Source organism: Pseudomonas saudimassiliensis (assembly GCF_000939975.1).
GTDB lineage: Bacteria > Pseudomonadota > Gammaproteobacteria > Pseudomonadales > Pseudomonadaceae > Halopseudomonas > Halopseudomonas saudimassiliensis.
The window spans coordinates 494,283-511,871 of record NZ_LK391969.1; the positions used below are offsets into that span (position 1 = coordinate 494,283).

Annotated in this window: 20 protein-coding genes and 1 pseudogene; 6 read left to right on the forward strand and 15 right to left on the reverse strand. The window is 63.9% G+C overall.

What is annotated here, in order from left to right; translation table 11 throughout:
* Positions 1-231: 231 nt before the first annotated feature.
* Genes ccmI through ccmA form a run of 9 tightly spaced genes read right to left on the reverse strand, consistent with a single transcriptional unit; the run spans position 232 to position 7,148 of the window.
* Positions 232-1,449 carry a c-type cytochrome biogenesis protein CcmI gene (gene ccmI / locus VG99_RS02385; protein ID WP_044498152.1) on the reverse strand — a complete coding sequence of 406 codons (1,218 nt, stop codon included), beginning with the start codon at positions 1,447-1,449 and terminating at the stop codon, positions 232-234.
* Positions 1,449-1,922 carry a cytochrome c-type biogenesis protein gene (locus VG99_RS02390; RefSeq protein ID WP_044498153.1) on the reverse strand — a complete coding sequence of 158 codons (474 nt, stop codon included), beginning with the start codon at positions 1,920-1,922 and terminating at the stop codon, positions 1,449-1,451. Before VG99_RS02390 ends, ccmI begins: the two co-directional genes overlap by 1 nt.
* Positions 1,919-2,488, reverse strand: a complete 570-nt coding sequence (locus VG99_RS02395; RefSeq protein WP_044498154.1) for a DsbE family thiol:disulfide interchange protein — start codon at positions 2,486-2,488, stop codon at positions 1,919-1,921. The genes VG99_RS02390 and VG99_RS02395 overlap by 4 nt, the downstream gene beginning before the upstream one ends.
* Entirely contained in the window at positions 2,488-4,464 is a 1,977-nt protein-coding gene (locus tag VG99_RS02400) for a heme lyase CcmF/NrfE family subunit (protein ID WP_044498155.1), read from the reverse strand. The genes VG99_RS02395 and VG99_RS02400 overlap by 1 nt, the downstream gene beginning before the upstream one ends.
* Positions 4,465-4,476: 12 nt before the next feature.
* A complete protein-coding gene (gene ccmE, locus VG99_RS02405) occupies positions 4,477-4,938 on the reverse strand; it encodes a cytochrome c maturation protein CcmE (protein WP_044498156.1) in 462 nt (153 codons plus the stop codon).
* Entirely contained in the window at positions 4,938-5,105 is a 168-nt protein-coding gene (gene ccmD, locus VG99_RS02410) for a heme exporter protein CcmD (protein ID WP_044498157.1), read from the reverse strand. The genes ccmE and ccmD overlap by 1 nt, the downstream gene beginning before the upstream one ends.
* A complete protein-coding gene (locus tag VG99_RS02415; protein ID WP_044498158.1) occupies positions 5,102-5,845 on the reverse strand; it encodes a heme ABC transporter permease in 744 nt (247 codons plus the stop codon). Before VG99_RS02415 ends, ccmD begins: the two co-directional genes overlap by 4 nt.
* On the reverse strand, positions 5,842-6,513 hold the full coding sequence (gene ccmB, locus VG99_RS02420) for a heme exporter protein CcmB (RefSeq protein ID WP_044498159.1): 672 nt from the start codon (positions 6,511-6,513) through the stop codon (positions 5,842-5,844). The genes VG99_RS02415 and ccmB overlap by 4 nt, the downstream gene beginning before the upstream one ends.
* Entirely contained in the window at positions 6,513-7,148 is a 636-nt protein-coding gene (gene ccmA, locus VG99_RS02425) for a cytochrome c biogenesis heme-transporting ATPase CcmA (RefSeq protein WP_239419782.1), read from the reverse strand. Before ccmA ends, ccmB begins: the two co-directional genes overlap by 1 nt.
* A 157-nt stretch (positions 7,149-7,305) precedes the next feature.
* Between ccmA and fliK the strand changes: the two genes are divergently transcribed.
* The 4 genes from fliK (at position 7,306) to VG99_RS02445 (ending at position 11,215) form a co-directional block, all read left to right on the forward strand.
* Positions 7,306-8,949, forward strand: coding sequence for a flagellar hook-length control protein FliK (fliK, locus tag VG99_RS02430; RefSeq protein ID WP_082049968.1), 1,644 nt, complete (start codon positions 7,306-7,308; stop codon positions 8,947-8,949).
* Positions 8,949-9,239 (forward strand): EscU/YscU/HrcU family type III secretion system export apparatus switch protein, encoded by a 291-nt coding sequence (locus tag VG99_RS02435; protein ID WP_044498162.1) that lies wholly within the window; start codon positions 8,949-8,951, stop codon positions 9,237-9,239. The genes fliK and VG99_RS02435 overlap by 1 nt, the downstream gene beginning before the upstream one ends.
* A gap of 124 nt (positions 9,240-9,363) precedes the next feature.
* Positions 9,364-9,903: a hypothetical protein gene (locus VG99_RS02440; protein ID WP_158023871.1), complete on the forward strand. Its 540-nt coding sequence runs from the start codon at positions 9,364-9,366 to the stop codon at positions 9,901-9,903.
* On the forward strand, positions 9,896-11,215 hold the full coding sequence (locus VG99_RS02445; RefSeq protein WP_044498164.1) for a membrane protein: 1,320 nt from the start codon (positions 9,896-9,898) through the stop codon (positions 11,213-11,215). Before VG99_RS02440 ends, VG99_RS02445 begins: the two co-directional genes overlap by 8 nt.
* 74 nt (positions 11,216-11,289) lie before the next feature.
* Here the strand turns inward: VG99_RS02445 and rluB are convergent.
* From rluB to VG99_RS02475, 6 genes and pseudogenes are all read right to left on the reverse strand, one after another.
* Positions 11,290-12,177, reverse strand: a pseudogene (rluB, locus tag VG99_RS02450) (23S rRNA pseudouridine(2605) synthase RluB); the annotation flags it as partial.
* A gap of 74 nt (positions 12,178-12,251) precedes the next feature.
* Positions 12,252-12,995 (reverse strand): SMC-Scp complex subunit ScpB, encoded by a 744-nt coding sequence (scpB, locus tag VG99_RS02455; protein WP_044498165.1) that lies wholly within the window; start codon positions 12,993-12,995, stop codon positions 12,252-12,254.
* Positions 12,976-13,743: a segregation and condensation protein A gene (locus tag VG99_RS02460; protein ID WP_162182782.1), complete on the reverse strand. Its 768-nt coding sequence runs from the start codon at positions 13,741-13,743 to the stop codon at positions 12,976-12,978. Before VG99_RS02460 ends, scpB begins: the two co-directional genes overlap by 20 nt.
* A gap of 104 nt (positions 13,744-13,847) precedes the next feature.
* Positions 13,848-15,068, reverse strand: coding sequence for a tryptophan--tRNA ligase (locus VG99_RS02465; RefSeq protein ID WP_076939712.1), 1,221 nt, complete (start codon positions 15,066-15,068; stop codon positions 13,848-13,850).
* A 99-nt stretch (positions 15,069-15,167) separates the two neighbouring features.
* Positions 15,168-15,800: an L-threonylcarbamoyladenylate synthase gene (locus tag VG99_RS02470; RefSeq protein WP_044498166.1), complete on the reverse strand. Its 633-nt coding sequence runs from the start codon at positions 15,798-15,800 to the stop codon at positions 15,168-15,170.
* A 67-nt stretch (positions 15,801-15,867) separates the two neighbouring features.
* Positions 15,868-16,731, reverse strand: a complete 864-nt coding sequence (locus tag VG99_RS02475) for a PHP domain-containing protein (RefSeq protein WP_158023872.1) — start codon at positions 16,729-16,731, stop codon at positions 15,868-15,870.
* Positions 16,732-16,862: 131 nt separating this feature from the next.
* Between VG99_RS02475 and VG99_RS02480 the strand changes: the two genes are divergently transcribed.
* Entirely contained in the window at positions 16,863-17,165 is a 303-nt protein-coding gene (locus VG99_RS02480) for a YciI family protein (RefSeq protein WP_044498168.1), read from the forward strand.
* 15 nt (positions 17,166-17,180) lie between these two features.
* On the forward strand, positions 17,181-17,585 hold the full coding sequence (locus tag VG99_RS02485) for an SH3 domain-containing protein (RefSeq protein ID WP_044498169.1): 405 nt from the start codon (positions 17,181-17,183) through the stop codon (positions 17,583-17,585).
* Positions 17,586-17,589: the final 4 nt, after the last annotated feature.

Below are 17,589 nucleotides of genomic sequence, written 5' to 3' on the forward strand. Positions count from 1 at the left end.
GTCATGCAGGAAGTAAACCCTTCGTGGCTCCGAGTTTTTGCCGTTGCGGTAGTACGCCCTGCTACGATCGTTTGATGCGAAGGATGGTACAACGAGCCCCCAGGGATAGGTTCACCGCGTGTCGTAGCAGGGGCGTGCCAACACAGAGGCTTGCACATGCAAGCGCTGACAATGTAAGCGAGTTGAACGCTAAACAGGGGCCCGCTCGGGCCGGGCCCCTGGAAGGAAAGATCAGAGGGTGCGGTCGATCTGCAGTACGGTGGGTTTGTCCGACTCGTCGCCGGCGGTGAGCGTCACCGCACGGGATTCATGGCTGGCCTGCATGACGTCACCGTTAGCAGAGATGCGCGCGCTCAGCTGCAGGGTTTGTCCCTGTTGCAGCTGGATACCGGGCATCAGCGCGTCACTGGCATCCAGCACCACCTCCGCCGGCAGCTCAGCCTTGCTCAGGCGTTGGGCAAACAATGGCATGGGTGGGCCCTGCGGATCACGCGCGGAAACAAAGACCACCGCATCATCGCCGAAGGCTTCGGCCAGCTCGTCGGCCAGCTCCACCCGCACGCTGATCTTAAGCTGTTGCTCAGCTGCCGCCGCGGTGTCGGCCGAGGTCGTGCCCGCCTCCTGCATGCGCTCACGCGCCCGATCGATACCGCCCTGGATCGCCATGGCGCCTTCGCTGCCCGGGGGCATACCGGCCAGCAGCCGCTCCCAGTAACCGATCGCACCGGCATATTCACCGGACTCGAAGGCCGCGATGCCCAGCAGTCCAAGGGCGGTGGGCTCGTTGGGATTCAGCTCCAGGGCACGGTCCAGGGCCGCTACCGAATCGGTATCGAGCTGGTTGCCGTTGGCGAAGAATTGCGCCTGGGCCATCTGTGCCAGCACTTCCGGCCGCTCACCAAGACGCTGCAGGCTGGCCGCGAAGGCGCCAGCCGCTTCCTGGGGGCGCTGGGCTCCGAGATAGGCGCGACCCAGCATGTACCAGACCTCACCGTTCTCCGGCTGCACGTCGGTGATACGTTCCATGCGGTCGATATAGCCATCCAGGTCTTCCGGCACCGGGTTGTCGGCCATTTCCCGCACCAACTGCACACCGGCAGGGTTGCCCCAGCTGAAATAGAGTGCAATGACCACCAATGGCAGCACGCCGGCGGACACCACCAGCGGCCAGGCCCCACCGCGTCGCGTCGGCCGGCGCTCCCCATCCGCCCGGGCGGTATCTTCCAGCAGCAGCTTGCCCGCTTCTTCAAGCGCCGAGTCATGTTGCTCAACGGTTACCTCACCGGCGGCCAGTTGGCTACCCAACTCGGCCACCCGCTCTTCATACAAAGCGACGTTCAGCGCGGTGCGGTCGGCCTTGCGACTGTGGCGCAGGGTCCAGATCGGCCAGACTACCGCCAGCATGCCCGCCAGGATCAGCAGCGCGCTATACAACCAGAAATCAATCATCAGGCGTCTTCTTCTCTTTCCAGCAGGGATTGCAGACGTCGCTGCTCTTCCGCGCTCAGCTGCTGCGCTGCGGTATCACGCAGCGCGCGCTGGCGACGGCGTAGCAGGACGATAAGGAATACGAAGCCACCCAGCAGCAGCACCGCCGGCGCGAACCAGAGCACCACGGTGGCCGGGGTCAGGGCGGGCTTGTAGCGCACGAAGTCGCCGTAGCGGCTGACCATGAAGTCGACGATCTGCTCATCGCCCTTGCCCTCGGTGACCATGCGGTACACCTCCCGGCGCAGGTCCATGGCGATCGGCGCATCGGAATCGGCGATGTTCTGGTTCTGGCACTTGGGACAACGCAGCTCCGAACTCACCTTGTAGAACTGCTCACGCTGCGCCTCGGTCTCGAACTCGTAGGTATCGATCGCCGCCAGGGCCAGGGGTGCCAGGGTCAGGGCGAGCAGCAGGCTCAGCCAGCGAATCATGGTGTTGCTCCTTCATCAACCAGGGCCTGGTAGCGCGGGCCCAGTTGCGTTTCCCAGACCCGATCATCCACCACACCGACGAACTTGTAGCGGATGACGCCCTCGGCATCGATCAGGAAGGTCTCCGGCGCACCATATACGCCCAGGTCCAGGCCGAGGCGCCCCTCAGCATCACTGATATTGAGCTGGTAGGGATCGTGGAACTCCTTCAACCACTGCCGCGCGTCCTCGGTGTTGTCCTTGTAGTTCACCCCGTGGATGACAACGCCCTGCTCCGCCAGGCGGTTGAGCACCGGGTGCTCGACCCGGCAGGCAACGCACCAGGTGCCCCAGACGTTGACCAGCGCAGGCTGGCCGAGCAGGTCGGCGCGGGTAAGTGTCGGGCCATCCGCTTCCACCGACGCCAGCGAGAAATCCGGGAAGGGCTTGTCGATCAGCGCCGACGGCAAGGTGCTGGGGTCAATGGCCAGATCCTGCTGGTTCTTCTTGTCATTCAGCGCCTTGAGAAACAGCCCCAGCAGCAGCACGAACAATATCAGCGGAATCAACTTCCAGTATCTGCGCATCAGGCGGTCTCCCCTGCTGTCGCGGCCTGGGGCACGGTGCGCCGTTGGCGCACCTTCAGGCGATAACGCTTGTCACTGGCCGCCAGCAGACCACCGAAGGTCATCAGCAGCCCGCCTCCCCAGATCCAGCGCACGAAGGGTTTGATGTGGACGCGGATGGCCCAGGCGCCATTTTCCAGCGGCTCGCCCATGGCGACAAACAGGTCGCGGGTAAAACCCGGGTGGATACCGGCTTCGGTCATCGGCATGTTCTGTACGGTGTACAGGCGCTTTTCCGGGGTCAGGGTGGTGATGCGACGCTCGTTGCGATACACCTCGACGATTCCCTCATCGGAAATCCAGTTTGGCCCTTCCAGATGGTCCGCGCCCTGGAACACGAAACGGTAGCCGCCCAGTTCCAGCGCATCGCCCGGCGCCATGCGCAGGTCGCGCTGGCTGTCGAACAGGCTGGCACCGACCACACCCACAGCGCAAACCGCGATGCCGACGTGGGCCAGGGTCATCCCCCAGTAACTGCGGGGCAAGGCGCGCACACCGCGCACCAGACCCTTGTTGCGCGACTTGTCGAGGATATCGCGCAGGCTGGCGCCGACTACCCAGAGCACCAACAACAACATGCTGCCGACGGCCAGATGGTGATCGCCGATCCACACCGCCCCGCCGATGGCTGCCAGCGCGGACAACACTACAACCCACTTCAGCTGTCCCGCCAGCCACTTGACCGGGGTGTCCTTCCACCGACTCATGATGCCGACGCCCAGCGCCAGCATGAGCACCGCCATCAGGGGGACGAACAGCGCATTGAAATAGGGCGGGCCCACCGACACCATGGTCCCGGTCAAGGCATCCAGCGCCATGGGGTACAGGGTGCCCAGCAGCACCATCAGCGTGGCCACCACCAGGATGACGTTGTTGATCAGCAGGAAGGTTTCCCGCGACCAGAGGGCGAAACCAATCTGGCTCTTGACCACCGGTGCCCGTACCGCATAGAGCGCCAGCGAACCGCCGACGACGACCAGCAGGAAGCCGAGGATGAAGACACCCCGCTCCGGGTCGGTGGCAAAGGCATGCACCGAGGTCAGCACGCCCGAGCGTACCAGGAAGGTTCCCAGCAGGCTGAGAGAGAACGCGGCGATGGCCAGCAACACCGTCCAGCTCTTGAAGACGCCGCGTTTTTCCGTCACCGCCAGCGAGTGGATCAGCGCGGTGCCGACCAGCCAGGGCATGAAGGAAGCGTTTTCCACCGGATCCCAGAACCACCAGCCACCCCAACCCAGCTCGTAGTAGGCCCACCAGGAGCCCAGCACGATACCCAGCCCGAGGAAGGCCCAGGCAACAATGGTCCAGGGCCGCGACCAGCGCGCCCAGGCAGCGTCCAGACGGCCGCCGAGCAGCGCGGCGATGGCAAAGGCGAAGGCGACCGAGAAACCCACGTAGCCCATGTAGAGCATCGGCGGATGCACGATCAGCCCGAAGTCCTGCAGCAACGGGTTGAGGTCATTGCCGTCGGCCGGGAAGAACGGCAGCTGACGATCGAAGGGGTTGGAGGTCATCAACATGAACAGCAGGAAGCCGACGCTGATCATACCCATCACTGCCAGCACCCGGGCAAGCATTTCTTCCGGCAGATCCCGGGAGAAGATCGCCACGGCAAAGGTCCAGGCCGCCAGGATCAAGGCCCACAACAACAGCGACCCCTCGTGGCCACCCCACACTGCGCTGACCCGGTAATACCAGGGCAACGCCGAGTTGGAGTTGAGTGCCACATAGGTGACGCTGAAGTCATTAGTGACGAAGGCATGCACCAGGCAGATGAAGGCGAACAGCACGAACAGGCACTGTGCCAATGCCGCCGGCTGGGCAAAGCCCATCGCCAGGGTATCGCCGCGCCAGGCGCCATACAGCGGAATGGTGGCCTGCAGCAGCGCCAGCACCAGGGCAATGATCAGGGCAATCTGGCCAAGCTCGGGAATCATGCGACCTCCGGATCAGTTGGCAGAAGGCGTATAGCCTTCAACTTTCATGTGTTCCACTTTTTCCAGCGCCTGGGCCACTTCCGGCGGCATGTATTCCTCGTCGTGCTTGGCCAGGACTTCATCGGCCATCAACACCCGGTCTTCGTTCAACCGACCAAGCGCCACGATGCCCTGCCCCTCCCGGAACAGGTCCGGCAGGATGCCGCTATAGGAAATAATCACCTGCTCACCGCCATCGGTCACCTCGAAGATCACCTCCAGGCTGTCGGGGGCGCGTTTCACGCTACCGTTCACTACCATGCCGCCGGCACGGATACGGGCATCCTGGGGCGCCATTCCGGAGGCAATTTCAGTAGGCGTGTAGAACAGGTTGATGTTCTGCTTCAGGGCGCCAAGGGCCAATGCCACGGCGACACAGACTCCAACCACGACCAACAGAATCAACAACAGGCGTTTCTTGCGCTGCGGATGCATTATTCAACCTCCCGACGGCGGCGACGCGCCTCTTCATTGACCAGACGACGACGGGCCAGCCAGGGCTGTACCACGTTCAACGCCAATACGACCAGGGTGATGGCATAGGACGACCACACGTAGACACCGTGCCCGTCCATTGCCAGCATGTCAGCCAGATTATTCATGATGATTTCTCCAGCACCTCGCGCACCCAGCGCGTCTTGTGCTCACGCCGCAATACCTCTAACCGCATGCGCATCAGCAGGCTGACGGTGAACAGCGCATAGAAGCCCAGCACCATCAGCAGCAGCGGCAGCCACATTTCCACCGGCATCGCCGGCTTCTCGGTAATCTTGAAGGTGGCCGGCTGGTGCAGGGTGTTCCACCACTCCACCGAATACTTGATGATCGGGATATTGACCACCCCGACAATTGCCAGCACCGCCGTGGCCTTGGCCGAGGTCTCGCGGTTGCTGATCGCCTGGCCCAGGGCAATGATGCCGAAATACAGGAACAGCAGGATCAGCATGGAGGTCAGTCGCGCGTCCCAGACCCAGTAGGTGCCCCAGGTCGGCTTGCCCCAGATAGCCCCGGTCAGCAGCGCGACAAAGGTCATCCAAGCGCCAATGGGCGCGGCGCACTTGAGTGCGACATCCGCCAGCTTCATGCGCCAGACCAGGCTGACTATGCCAGCGACCGCCAACATGATGTAACAGGATTGGGCCACGAAGGCGGCCGGCACATGGATGTAGATGATCCGGAAGCTGTTGCCCTGCTGGTAATCCTGGGGTGCGAAGAACAGTCCCCAGATGCAGCCGACCAGCAGCAACAGCACCCCGGCGACCGCAAACCAGGGCAGCCAGCGGCCGCTGATGTCATGGAACCATTTGGGCGAACCCAACTTGTGGAAAAAACGCCAGTTCATTCACTCACTCCAATTCGCAATCCGGCAGCAATGGCTATCGGCGCCAGACTCAATGCCAGCATGGCCAGACAACCGAGCCACAGGGCGTAGCCGGTCACGGGCATGCCCTGCAGCGCCGCGTCCATCGCTCCGGTACCGAGAATGAGTACCGGGATGTACAGCGGCAGGATCAACAACGCCAATAATACGCCGCCGCTCTTGAGGCCAACGGTCAGGGCCGCGCCCACTGCGCCCAGCAGGCTCAGTATCGGCGTGCCCAGTAACAGCGTCAGCACCAGCACCGGCAGCGACGACAGCGGCAGGGCCAGCATCAGGCCGAACAGCGGCGCCAGCACCACCATCGCGAGCCCCGAAACCAGCCAGTGATGCAGCACCTTGACCAGCACCATGAGCGCCAGCGGATGCGGTGACAGCACCCATTGTTCCAGCGAACCATCGTCGTAATCGCTGCGAAACAATCCGTCAAGCGACAGCAGCGTGGCCAACAGCGCCGCCACCCAGATCACCCCCGGTGCCATGCTGCGCAGCATGGACGGCTCCGGCCCCACTGCCAGCGGAAACAGGCTCACCACCAGGGCGAAGAACACCAGCGGGTTGAGCAGATCCCCCGGTCGGCGCCAGGCCAGCCGCCACTCGCGGCAGAACAGCAACCACACAACGCGCCGCATCAGTTGAGCTGCCCCATGTCGAGCCGGCGTACGCCCGGCAGATGTTCCAGCCCATGGTGGGTGGTCATGATCACCATGCCGCCCCCGGCCGCATGCTGCAGGATATGCTGTTCCAGGCTCGTGACACCGGCTTTGTCGATAGCGGTGAAGGGTTCATCCAGAATCCATACCGGGTGTTGTTCCAGATACAACCGGGCCAGCGCCACCCGGCGATGCTGGCCTGCGGACAGGTTGTGGCAGGGAATATCCTCGAACCCGCGCAGGCCGACCTGGTCCAGCGCCGCCCAGATCGCCTCGGCCCCGACCGGCTCGCTCAAGGCGCAGAGCCAGCTCAGGTTCTCCTCGGCGGTCAGCGCACCCTTGACCGCCGGGGCGTGACCGATGAACATCCGGTGGCGGCGCCAGTCTTCCTGGCCGGCTCCGCTGAAGATCGAGTTGCCGCCGTAGCGGATGTCCCCGGCGGAGGCTGGCAGCAAGCCGGCCAGAATACGCAGCAGGCTGGTCTTGCCTGACCCGTTGGGTCCGGCCACCTGCAGTATCTCCCCGGGTTCGAGTCGCAACGACAGCGAAGCAAACAGCTCGCGCTGGTCCCGCTCGCAGGCCAGACTGTCCAACTCAACAGGCAGTGGCTTCACTTGTACTCCAAACCATCGGGGAAGCGAATATCCTTCACTCATGTTTACCAGCGCGCTGCCGCTATACTCCAGGGGCGGCAGGCACCTGCGTGACTGGCGCCATTATACATAGCACCCCTACCCAGAGGTGCCTGATTTACATCAATATGTGACACAGATGACGCCGGATCTGAACCTGCCTCCGATCACCGCCAACCGCCCTGGAACAGGGGCTTCAGCCGCGGCTGCGGTGACCTCCGCGGTGGCGTTGGAGCTGCTGCGTCCGATTGCCGCACAGACGCTTGCACCGGGTGAAAGCGCCCGTGCCCAGGTGGTCGACAGCCAGCCCCGATCCGGCCAGTTCGAAATCTTGCTACGGCTGGCCAAAGCCGGCCTGCCGCCGACCGAGGTCAGCGTGACCAGTCGCCAGCCGCTGGATGCGGGCACCAGCCTGACCGTACAGGCGGTCAGCTCCACCCGCCTGCTGGCCGTATTGGACAGCGCCGCCGGCCAGCAGGCTGGGCAACCACCGCTCAGCAAGCTGGACCCGCAGCTGTTTCCACTGGGCACCCTGGTGCAGGCCCGCATCATCGACAGTCAGGCGGTGTCCACCGGCAGCGAACAAGCCCGCTTCGCGATTCTCGCTCGCCTGTTGCAGGGGCCCGCGGCAGGCGCAGTGCTCAGCCTCGACAGTGCCCGCCCCGCCGCTCCGGGCAGCCTGTTGACCGCCATGGTCGGCAGCAAGGGCGAATTGCGGGCCACCTCGGTCACCGAGCAGGTCCGGCAACTGGACCTGCTGCAGGGCATGCGAACCACCTTGCAGCACCAGGCCTCCTCAGAGCCCATGCTGCGCCTACTCACCACGCTGGCGGCGCTCCCCGAATTGCCACCGCTGCTGCAGGCCGGCATGCGCCAGGTCCTGGCCCACGTCAGCACGCCGGAGTACCTGAGCACACCCGCCGGGGTGGCTCAGGCGGTACGCCAGAGTGGCGTCTTTCTCGAGGCCGGGCTGGCGCAGCTGAGTCTGGCCCTGCGTGCCGGCGCCACGCCAAGCAACACCTCCGCCGCCGAGCCGCTGCAGCAGAACCTGCTGCCACCACTGACGCGCGTCCTGCCGCTATTGGCGAGCCTGGCCACGCCACCCGGCACCGAGCCGCTGCCAGGTGCAGATTTCAAGGCGAGCTTGCTCAATCTGCTGGTTACCCTGCAGCAACAATTGCCGCCTGAGGCACAGCGCCTGGCGACCCTGCCACCGGGACCCTGGCAGGCCGCGCTCACGGTCAAGCCCGGGCTGTTCCCATTGCCCTCGCGCACGCTGCAGGCCCTGAGCGACGCGCCTGACCTGGGCAGCCTGCTGCGCCTGACCGCCGCCCTCCTCTCACGCATCCAGCACCATCAGTTCCAAAGCCTGGGCCAGACCCAGAGCTTCGCCGACGGCAGCAACCAGACTGTCTGGCAGCTGGAAATCCCCCTGCGTGACGGCCCGCAGTTCACCCAGGTGCAAATGCGCATCCAGCGCGACCAGGCCGCGCCCGGCTCCCGCCAGACCGAACCGGCGCCGCAGTGGGAAATACGCCTGGCCTTCAATCTGGACCAGCTCGGCCCGATGCAGACCATTGCCCGGCTCTACAAGGGCCGCGTGAGCAGCGAATTCTGGGCTGAGCAGAGCGATACCCTGCTACGCATCAACGCCGAGATGGACCGACTGCGGGACCGGCTGCTGACCCGCGGCCTGGAAGTAGGCGAACTCAGCGTCCACCGCGGCAGCCCACCGCCGCCGCGGCAGGCGGTACAACAACGCTGGATCGACGAGGTAACCTGATGAGCGACCACCGCGAAGCCATCGCGCTGCTCTATGAGGGCGGCGAACAGGCTCCCACCGTTACCGCCAAGGGCGAAGGGGACCTGGCCGAACGCATCATCCAGCTGGCGCTGGAGCATGAGGTGCCCATCTATGAAAACGCCGACCTGGCAAGCATGCTGACGCGCATGGAACTGGGCGACCAGATCCCCGAAGCGCTGTACCGCACCATCGCCGAGATCATCGCGTTTGCCTGGCACCTGCAGGGCAAGACGCCGGAGGGATTTGTACCGCCGGCCGACGATCAGTAGATGGAGTTCACATTCCGCCCCCTTGCCCTGTGAGCAACTGCACAGAACCGCAACGGTCACATTGTTGCTCGCGGCTCCGTCAACTATAAGGGCGTTCTCTTTTCTCCTTCCAAGGACGGCAAGCATGTTCAGGGTTTTTCTCGTTTTATCATTAACCGGCCTGTTGACGGCCTGTCTGGATAGTGGCGGTGGGGGCGGCAATTCCGATAACGATACCGGCTCCCCTGCGCCTGCAACCGGCCTGGCTGCACTTGAAGAGGCTGGCGAGATCCCCAGGCTCGACCGCAGCGCCGACCTCACAGGCCCGGATGCCGACCAGGACAGCGTTCGGGATGATATAGCCGCTTATATCGACCAGCATTACCAAGCGGAAGCCCAGCGCAACGCCGCACGCCAAGCGGCCCGCGCCATGGCGGGGGTGTTCACTGTTGATCTCGACGATCAACTGGCAGTGAAAGAAGTCAACCGCCAGATTGCCCGTGCTGACCATTGTATCTACCTGGTCTTCGAAGAAGGCAATGAGGTCAAACCGGCAGCCCAGGTATCCCGTGAGCTGGAGGCCATGGCGACTAATACCCAAGCGCGACTGACTCGCTATCTGGAATTCAACAAAGCGCTGGATGGCAGCATCTGGACCACACCGAAGGGGGATACCTGTGAATAATTCCCTCAAAAAAGTCCTTGCTGGCTCCTTGTTCACAACTCTCGCGCTCACCACCACAACCGCGCTCCAGGCGCAGACAGCGTCCGACGACTTGTGCACCGATACCGGTATCGCCTTCGTATTCTTCAACGGCGTCCAGACTACCGTTCGCGAAGCCAACCGGGCCAACAGCGAACTCGCCCGCCTCCACGGCTACGAGAACGACGATGGCGAGGAGATCGCTTACGAAGTGGCCTACAACTACACCGAAGGTTTCGGAGATTTCATCGAGACCTTCAATCAGCGCCTGCTCGAACAGGACAGCGAGCTGAATGGCCGTTTCGAGCTTTTCTTCGAAAGCCTGCTGGGGGACGGGCCCTGGTGGTCGGCCATAGGTCATGCGCTACCACAACTGCTGGATATCCGCGACAGCTGGATCGACTGGTACCAGGCAGCTGCGGTGCAGCGGCTGGCCAGCTTATTCGGCTCACCGCCCACCGCGGTGAACTACGCTGAGCATCGAACCCGGATTGACAACTGGATAGTCGAAGGCAAGAAGTTGCTGTTCGTAGCCCACTCCCAGGGCAATCTGTTCGCTAACGCGGCCTACGGTTACGCCAGCGGCCAACTGCCGACCGACGCGGTGAAGCTGGTGCATATCGCACCAGCTTCACCGGCACTCAACGGGCCACATACCCTGGCTGATCTGGATCTGGTCATCAACGGCCTGAGGGCTGTGGGATCGGTCCCGGCTATCACCGACAATATCCCCGGCTACCTGCTCCGGCCAGCCGGGGTGAATGGGCAGAAAGATATCCTGGGCCATGGTTTGTTGGAGATTTATATCAATCAGCAGCTCGCCATCGCTGCGCGCGTGCGCACACAGATCGAGAGTGCGCTGAATTCGCTGGTGAAGCCGCCAGCCGAAGCCACCTCAGGGTTCTTTACCGCGACACTGACCTGGGACGGCAGCGGCGATGTGGATCTGCATGTATACGAACCCGGCGGCGACCATGTCTACTACAGCAACATGACCGGGGGTGCGGGCTATCTCGACGTCGATAATGTCGTCGCAAACGGTCCGGAGCATTATTACGCCTCATGCAATCCTGCAAAACTGCAGGCAGGCACATACCGCGTGGCGGTGGCGAACTATGCCCGTGCCACCGGCCGTGCAGCGACCGTACAGATAGCTTCTTGGGAGGATGGCGTACTAGGTACTCGCACAGTCACCGTTGCCGAGCCAACAGGCTCTACGCCTGGCTATGATCTGTTCGATGTCCGGGTAGAAGAACACCCGGAGAGCGGCAAGCTCAGCGCGTCACTGCAGTAATGCGTGGACTGCTCCCGGCCCACTGACCGGGAGCAGTCACTTCATCACTTCTTGCTGCGCGGACGATCGCTGCTGCGGGTCTTGTTCTGCCGCACCACGCGGGCCTGGTGCATGGAGGGCTTGCGGGCCTGGCGTTTCTGCTTTTCCTTCTCCGCCACGCTGGTCTCCGGCAGGCGGACCGGCTTGAGACCGACCTCCTCGCTGAGCACATCGAGTTCGTTCTGTTTCATCTCACGCCAGCGGCCCACCGGCAGTTCCGGCCCGAGGAATACCGGTCCGAAGCGCACCCGCTTGAGGCGGTTTACCCGCACGCCCTGGGATTCCCATAGCCGGCGGACTTCGCGGTTGCGGCCCTCCATCAGGCAGACGTGGAACCAGCGGTTGATGCCTTCGCCACCGGAGCTGACCACATCGGTGAACCTGGCCGGGCCGTCGTCCAGCATGACGCCGGCCTGCAGGCGCTCGATCATCTCTTCATCGACTTCGCCCATGACCCGCACGGCATATTCGCGGTCCATCTGCGACGACGGGTGCATCAAGCGGTTGGCCAGCTCACCATCGGTGGTGAACAACAGCAGGCCGGAGGTGTTGATGTCCAGCCGGCCGACGTTGATCCAGCGGCCCTGTTTCAGCCGCGGCAACTGTTCGAATACGGTGGGGCGGCCTTCGGGGTCATCGCGGGTACAGACTTCGCCCTCGGGCTTGTTGTAGATCAGCACGCGGCGGACGACTTCGGTATTGAGGTCACGCTTGAGCGGCCGACCGTCGACCATGATCTGGTCCAGGCTGTCGACCCGGCAGCCCAGCTGGGCGGGCTCGCCATTGACGGTAACGCGACCGGCGCCGATCCAGCCTTCGATTTCACGGCGTGAACCCAGCCCCATGCGGGCCAGGACTTTTTGCAGTTTTTCCCCGGAGACCGGTACTTCTTCGAGCTCGGGATTGTTGGGTTGGTCAGTCATGCGTGGCACCTCCCGGTGTGATGGAGTCATTGTCCGGAGAATCCGGTTGCGCAGAATAGCACCGACCTGTCCGCTCAACCAGCGGTGTCGGGCTCGATATCAGTGTCATCCAGCGGCAGCAGATCATCGAAGTCGGTTTTCAGATCGGTTTCCATGGCATCCAGCTCCGCCAGCAGCGTGCCAAAATCCCCGGCGCCCTCGGTATCGGCAGCCGCCAGCGGCGCCACCGGCTCCCAGGCGGGTGCTGTTTCACCGGACTCAGGCATACCGGGAAACGCAGCGGTGGCCTCGTCACTGGCACGCAGATCCACGAGCGGCGGCAGGTCCGCCAGGCTGCGCAGGTTGAAGTAATCCAGGAACTGGCGGGTGGTGGCATACATCGCCGGACGCCCGGGCACCTCCCGATGGCCGACGATGCGAACCCATTCGCGCTCGAGCAAGGTGCGGATGATCTGGCTGCTGACCGCCACGCCGCGCACGTCCTCGATCTCGCCGCGGGTGATGGGCTGGCGGTAGGCGATCAGCGACAGGGTTTCCAACAGCGCCCGGGAATAGCGCTGGGGCCGCTCCTCCCACAGCCGCGATACCCAGGGCGAATAATCGTCACGCACCTGCAGACGCCAGCCGCTGGCCACCTCGCGCAGCTCCACCGAGCGGGCAGCCAGATCTTGCGCCAGTCGCGCCAAGGCCTGGCGCAGCTCCTCCAGCGATGGCGCGCTGCGCTCATCGAAGAGTTCGCGCAGCCGCTCCAGCGACAGCGGTTTGCCGGCAGCCTGCAGCGCCGCCTCGAGAATCCGTTCAAGCGGTGGTTGGTTCATCACTCTTTGCCTTGACGTGGATGGGCGCAAAGGGCTCGCTCTGCACCAGGTCGATCAGCTGTTCCTTGACCAGCTCCAGTACCGCCATGAAGGTCACCACCACGCCCAGCTTGCCCTCCTCTGGCTGGAACAGGCTGGCAAAGGGGACGAACTGGCCACCGCGCAGGCGTTCCAGCACATCGGCCATGCGCTCGCGGGTCGACAGCGTCTCCCGGCTGATCTGGTGACTTTCGAACATATCGGCGCGGCGCAGCACCTCCCCCAGCGACAGCAACAACTCCTCCATGCTGACCTCTGGATGGGCCTTGCGCGTTTCCAGGGGTGGCGGGGCGGCCAGGGCAATGTCCCGACCGACCCGCGGCAGCGCGTCGAGATCCTCCGCGGCCTGGCGAAAGCGCTCGTACTCCTGCAACCGGCGGATCAGTTCGGCGCGCGGGTCACCTTCCTCGTCCTCCTGCTGCTCCTGCCGCGGCAGCAGCATGCGCGACTTGATCTCGGCCAACATCGCGGCCATCACCAGGTATTCCGCTGCCAGCTCCAGGCGCACCGCTTTCATCAGTTCGACATAACCCATGTACTGGCGAGTGATTTCGGCGACGGGGATATCGAGGATATCGAGGTTCTGCCGACGGATCAGGTACAACAAAAGATCCAGCGGCCCTTCGAAGGTATCGAGAAAGACTTCGAGCGCCTCGGGCGGAATATAGAGATCCTGCGGCAGCTCGGTAAGCGGCTGGCCATTGATCATGGCCAGCGGCAATTCATGCTGAAGCGGCGCCGGGGACTCGACCACTGGCTCACCGGCCACCGCGGGGGTGGCGCTGACCATTTGGACGGGCTCCCGGGCGCTCATCAGGCGCGGCGGTAGCTCAGGCCGATAGCCTGGCGTACTTCAACCAGCGTATCGCGGGCAGCATCCCGGGCCCGTTCGGCGCCCTCGCTCAGGATCAGCCGTACCGCATCGGGATTGCTTTCATATTCAACGGCGCGCTGCTGCATCGGCGCCAGTTCGGTGCAAATGGCGTCGATGACCGGCTTCTTGCAATCGAGGCAGCCTATACCGGCGCTGCGGCATCCTTGGTTGACCCAGTCATGGGTCGCCTGGTCGGTGTAGACCAGATGCAACTGGTACACCGGGCACTTATCCGGATCGCCTGGATCGGTCCGGCGAACGCGCGCCGGATCGGTGGGCATGCGGCGGATCTTCTCGCTCACCTCATCGGTGGTGTCGCGCAGGGTAATGGTATTGCCGTAGGACTTGGACATCTTCTGGCCGTCCAGACCGGGCATCTTCGAGGCCGGCGTCAGCAGCGCCTGGGGCTCGGGCAGGATCACCTTGCCACCGCCTTCGAGGTAGCCGAACAGGCGTTCTTTATCACCCAGGGTGATGTTCTGCTGTTCCTGCAATAGGGCCCGGGCGGTGTCGAGGGCCTCGGCATCGCCTTTTTCCTGGTAGGCGGTGCGCAGGTTGCTGTACAGCTTGGCTGCCTTCTTGCCCATCTTCTGGATAGCGGCGCGCGCCTTGTCCTCGAAGCCCGGTTCCTTGCCATACAGATGGTTGAACCGGCGTGCCAGCTCCCGGGTGATTTCCACGTGGGATAGCTGATCGGCGCCGACCGGCACCAGCCCGGCGCGGTAGATGAGGATGTCGGCGCTCATCAGCAGCGGATAGCCGAGGAAGCCATAGGTCGCCAGGTCCAGGTCACGCAGTTTTTCCTGCTGATCCTTGTAGGTCGGCACCCGCTCCAGCCAGCTCAGCGGCGTGGACATGGACAGCAGCAGGTTCAGCTCGGCGTGTTCCGGCACCTGGGACTGGATGAACATGGTCGCTGAGGTACCGCTGACGCCAGCGGCCAGCCAGTCGATCATCATGTCCCAGACGTTCTGTTCGATATCCTGCGGGGTTTCGTAGAGTGTGGTCAGCGCATGCCAGTCGGCCGCGAAGAAGAAGCACTCATATTCGTGTTGCAGCTTTACCCAGTTCTTGAGTACGCCGTGATAATGACCAAGGTGCAGGCGCCCGGTGGGACGCATGCCGGACACGACCCGGCGCTGGGATTCAACGGAACTCAAGGGAAACTCCTGATTGTCGGTGATTCATGGTGTTGGCGTTGTGCGGCTTATCATACTCTTCATCGGCCCCGGCGCCTGCATGGGACGCCGGTTGACCGTTCACTCACGGCTGACGCCGAAGGGCTCGGGGTCGCCGCGGCCGATGCGGCGCACCTCTATCTCCCCATTGAGCAGCGCCACCACGGTGGTGGGCTCGATAGTGCAGGCACCGCCATCGATGATCAGGTCCACCTGCTTGCCCAACCGCTCGCGGATATCTTCGGGGTCGGTCAACGGCAGGCTGTCGCCCGGCAGCATCAGTGTCACGCTCATCAGCGGCTCACCGAGGGCTTCGAGCATGGCCAGGGTCAGCGGATGATCGGGAATACGCAACCCGATGGTCCGGCGCTTGGGATGCAGCAGGCGCCGGGGCACCTCGGTGGTGGCGTGCAGGATGAAGGTATAGGGGCCAGGCGTGTTGTTTTTCAGCAGTCGGAAGGTGGCGTTATCCACCTTGGCGTAGACGCCGAGCTCCGAGAGGTCCCGGCAGACCAGGGTGAAGTTGTGCTTGTCATCCAACTGGCGCAGTCGCCGGATGCGCTCCAGTGCATTCTTGTCACCCAGGTGGCAACCCAGGGCATAGGCCGAGTCGGTGGGATAGGCGATCACCCCGCCGTCCCGCACCACCTCCACCGCCTGGCTGATCAGGCGCGCCTGCGGATTATCCGGATGTATCTGGAAATATTGGCTCACGGCTGCATTCTCGCTGAATTTTCCCGCAGTTTAGGGAAGAGTGCAGAGCTCGTCGAGCCGCCGATCATCACTGTCCGCCGCCAGAGAACCGCGCGTCCTGCCATATCGGCGTGCATTCAGCCGGCAAGGGGGTCATCTGACCCAGCGCCATCCAGGGCGAATCGGGGTGATGGAAGTCACTGCCGGCGCTGGCCAGGAAGCCGAATTCACTGGCCATGCGCGCCAGCACCGCCACCTGTTCCGGTGGCTGCTTGCCGTTGACCACCTCGATACCGCGGCCGCCGGCCTCGGCAAAATCCCGCAGCAGGCGGCGGATGCGTGCCCGGGTGAAGCCGTAGTGCCAGGGGTGCGCCAGTACCGCCAGGCCGCCAGCGTCGCGCAACTGGGCGACTGCGGTGGCGAGGGTCGGCCAGTGTTGCTTGATATCGCCCAGCTTGCCGGCGCCCAGCCATTTGCGGAAGGCTTCGCCGCGGTCACGCACGTAACCGGCCTCCACCATCCAGTCGGCAAAGTGCGGTCGGGCCGGTGGGCTGCCCGGATCGCTGCCCGTGGCCTGCTGCACCGCCAGCGCCCCCTCCAGCGCCCCGGGCATGCGCTTGGCCGCCAGCCGGGCGGCAATCTGCTCGGCCCGTTGCCAACGCCCGTCACGCACCCCCGCCAGCGCCTCGACCAGCGTCGGCGCCTCGCTATCAAAGCCGTAGCCCAGGATATGGATGGTGTGGCCCTGCCACTGTGCGGACAGCTCAACCCCGCTGACCCAGGCCATGCCGTGGGCCGTAGCCGCGGCCCGGGCCTCGGGCAGGCCGTCCACGCAGTCATGATCGGTGAGGGCGACCAGCTCAACGCCGGCTGCTGCCGCACGCGCCATCAGCTCGGCAGGCGCCAGGGCGCCATCCGAGGCTGTACTGTGCATGTGCAGATCCGCTAACAAGTTTGCTCCAGGGCCCGACATCAAACAGGGCCAATCGGGGAAGAATTTGGCTATTATGCCGTCTGGGCGCTGACAATGCCCAACCGAATGGCATAAGTTACCGCCCTGAGAACCTCACCCAAGGATTAGACATGTTATACGCCATCATCGCCAGTGATGCCCCCGGTACCCTCGACGCCCGCCTGGCCGCCCGCCCCGACCACCTTGCCCGCCTGCATGCGCTGCAGGACGCCGGCCGTCTGGTACTCGCCGGCCCGCATCCGGCCATCGACTCTAACGATCCGGGCAGCGCCGGTTTCACCGGCAGCCTGGTGGTTGCCGAGTTCGATTCGCTGGAACAGGCGCAGGCCTGGGCCGATCAGGACCCGTACATCGCCGCTGGCGTCTACGATCAGGTACTGGTGAAGCCATTCAAACGTGTGCTGCCGGCCTGACCGAGGAGAGCCTGAATGACCTTTCGCCCATCCCTGTTGCCGCTGCTGGCCGTCCTGCTGCTGCCCCTCCCCTTGTACGCCCAGCAGGCCGATATCGCGGTCAGCTCGCCGACGTCCACCGCCGAACAGGATATCGGCACGCTGCAGGCTGAACTGGCCAAGGTCGAAGCCGAGCGCCAGCGCCTGGCCGACGAGCTGGCCAACGCGGCTGACCATGCCGAGGTAGAACGGCTCAGTCGCCAGAACCTGGCCCTGCGTGACCGTTTGGCAGCCATGGAGGAGGTGGCCCAGCAGGCCCAGCAGGAACAGCAACGCAAATGGTTCATGGTCGGCGGTGCCACCGTCGCCGGCAGTTTGCTGCTGGGTTGGCTATTGGCGCAGCTGGGCGGTCGCCGCAAACGCAACGAGTGGCTGAATTGAACCA

What these genes read in the sequence shown, in the direction of transcription:
- ccmI (WP_044498152.1), bottom strand. Translation starts at nt 1,449, where the DNA reads ATGATTGATTTCTGGTTGTATAGCGCGCTGCTGATCCTGGCGGGCATG.
- VG99_RS02390 (WP_044498153.1), bottom strand. Translation starts at nt 1,922, where the DNA reads ATGATTCGCTGGCTGAGCCTGCTGCTCGCCCTGACCCTGGCACCCCTG.
- VG99_RS02395 (WP_044498154.1), bottom strand. Translation starts at nt 2,488, where the DNA reads ATGCGCAGATACTGGAAGTTGATTCCGCTGATATTGTTCGTGCTGCTG.
- VG99_RS02400 (WP_044498155.1), bottom strand. Translation starts at nt 4,464, where the DNA reads ATGATTCCCGAGCTTGGCCAGATTGCCCTGATCATTGCCCTGGTGCTG.
- ccmE (WP_044498156.1), bottom strand. Translation starts at nt 4,938, where the DNA reads ATGCATCCGCAGCGCAAGAAACGCCTGTTGTTGATTCTGTTGGTCGTG.
- ccmD (WP_044498157.1), bottom strand. Translation starts at nt 5,105, where the DNA reads ATGAATAATCTGGCTGACATGCTGGCAATGGACGGGCACGGTGTCTAC.
- VG99_RS02415 (WP_044498158.1), bottom strand. Translation starts at nt 5,845, where the DNA reads ATGAACTGGCGTTTTTTCCACAAGTTGGGTTCGCCCAAATGGTTCCAT.
- ccmB (WP_044498159.1), bottom strand. Translation starts at nt 6,513, where the DNA reads ATGCGGCGCGTTGTGTGGTTGCTGTTCTGCCGCGAGTGGCGGCTGGCC.
- fliK (WP_082049968.1), top strand. Translation starts at nt 7,306, where the DNA reads ATGACGCCGGATCTGAACCTGCCTCCGATCACCGCCAACCGCCCTGGA.
- VG99_RS02435 (WP_044498162.1), top strand. Translation starts at nt 8,949, where the DNA reads ATGAGCGACCACCGCGAAGCCATCGCGCTGCTCTATGAGGGCGGCGAA.
- VG99_RS02440 (WP_158023871.1), top strand. Translation starts at nt 9,364, where the DNA reads ATGTTCAGGGTTTTTCTCGTTTTATCATTAACCGGCCTGTTGACGGCC.
- scpB (WP_044498165.1), bottom strand. Translation starts at nt 12,995, where the DNA reads ATGAACCAACCACCGCTTGAACGGATTCTCGAGGCGGCGCTGCAGGCT.
- VG99_RS02460 (WP_162182782.1), bottom strand. Translation starts at nt 13,743, where the DNA reads ATGATCAATGGCCAGCCGCTTACCGAGCTGCCGCAGGATCTCTATATT.
- VG99_RS02480 (WP_044498168.1), top strand. Translation starts at nt 16,863, where the DNA reads ATGTTATACGCCATCATCGCCAGTGATGCCCCCGGTACCCTCGACGCC.
- VG99_RS02485 (WP_044498169.1), top strand. Translation starts at nt 17,181, where the DNA reads ATGACCTTTCGCCCATCCCTGTTGCCGCTGCTGGCCGTCCTGCTGCTG.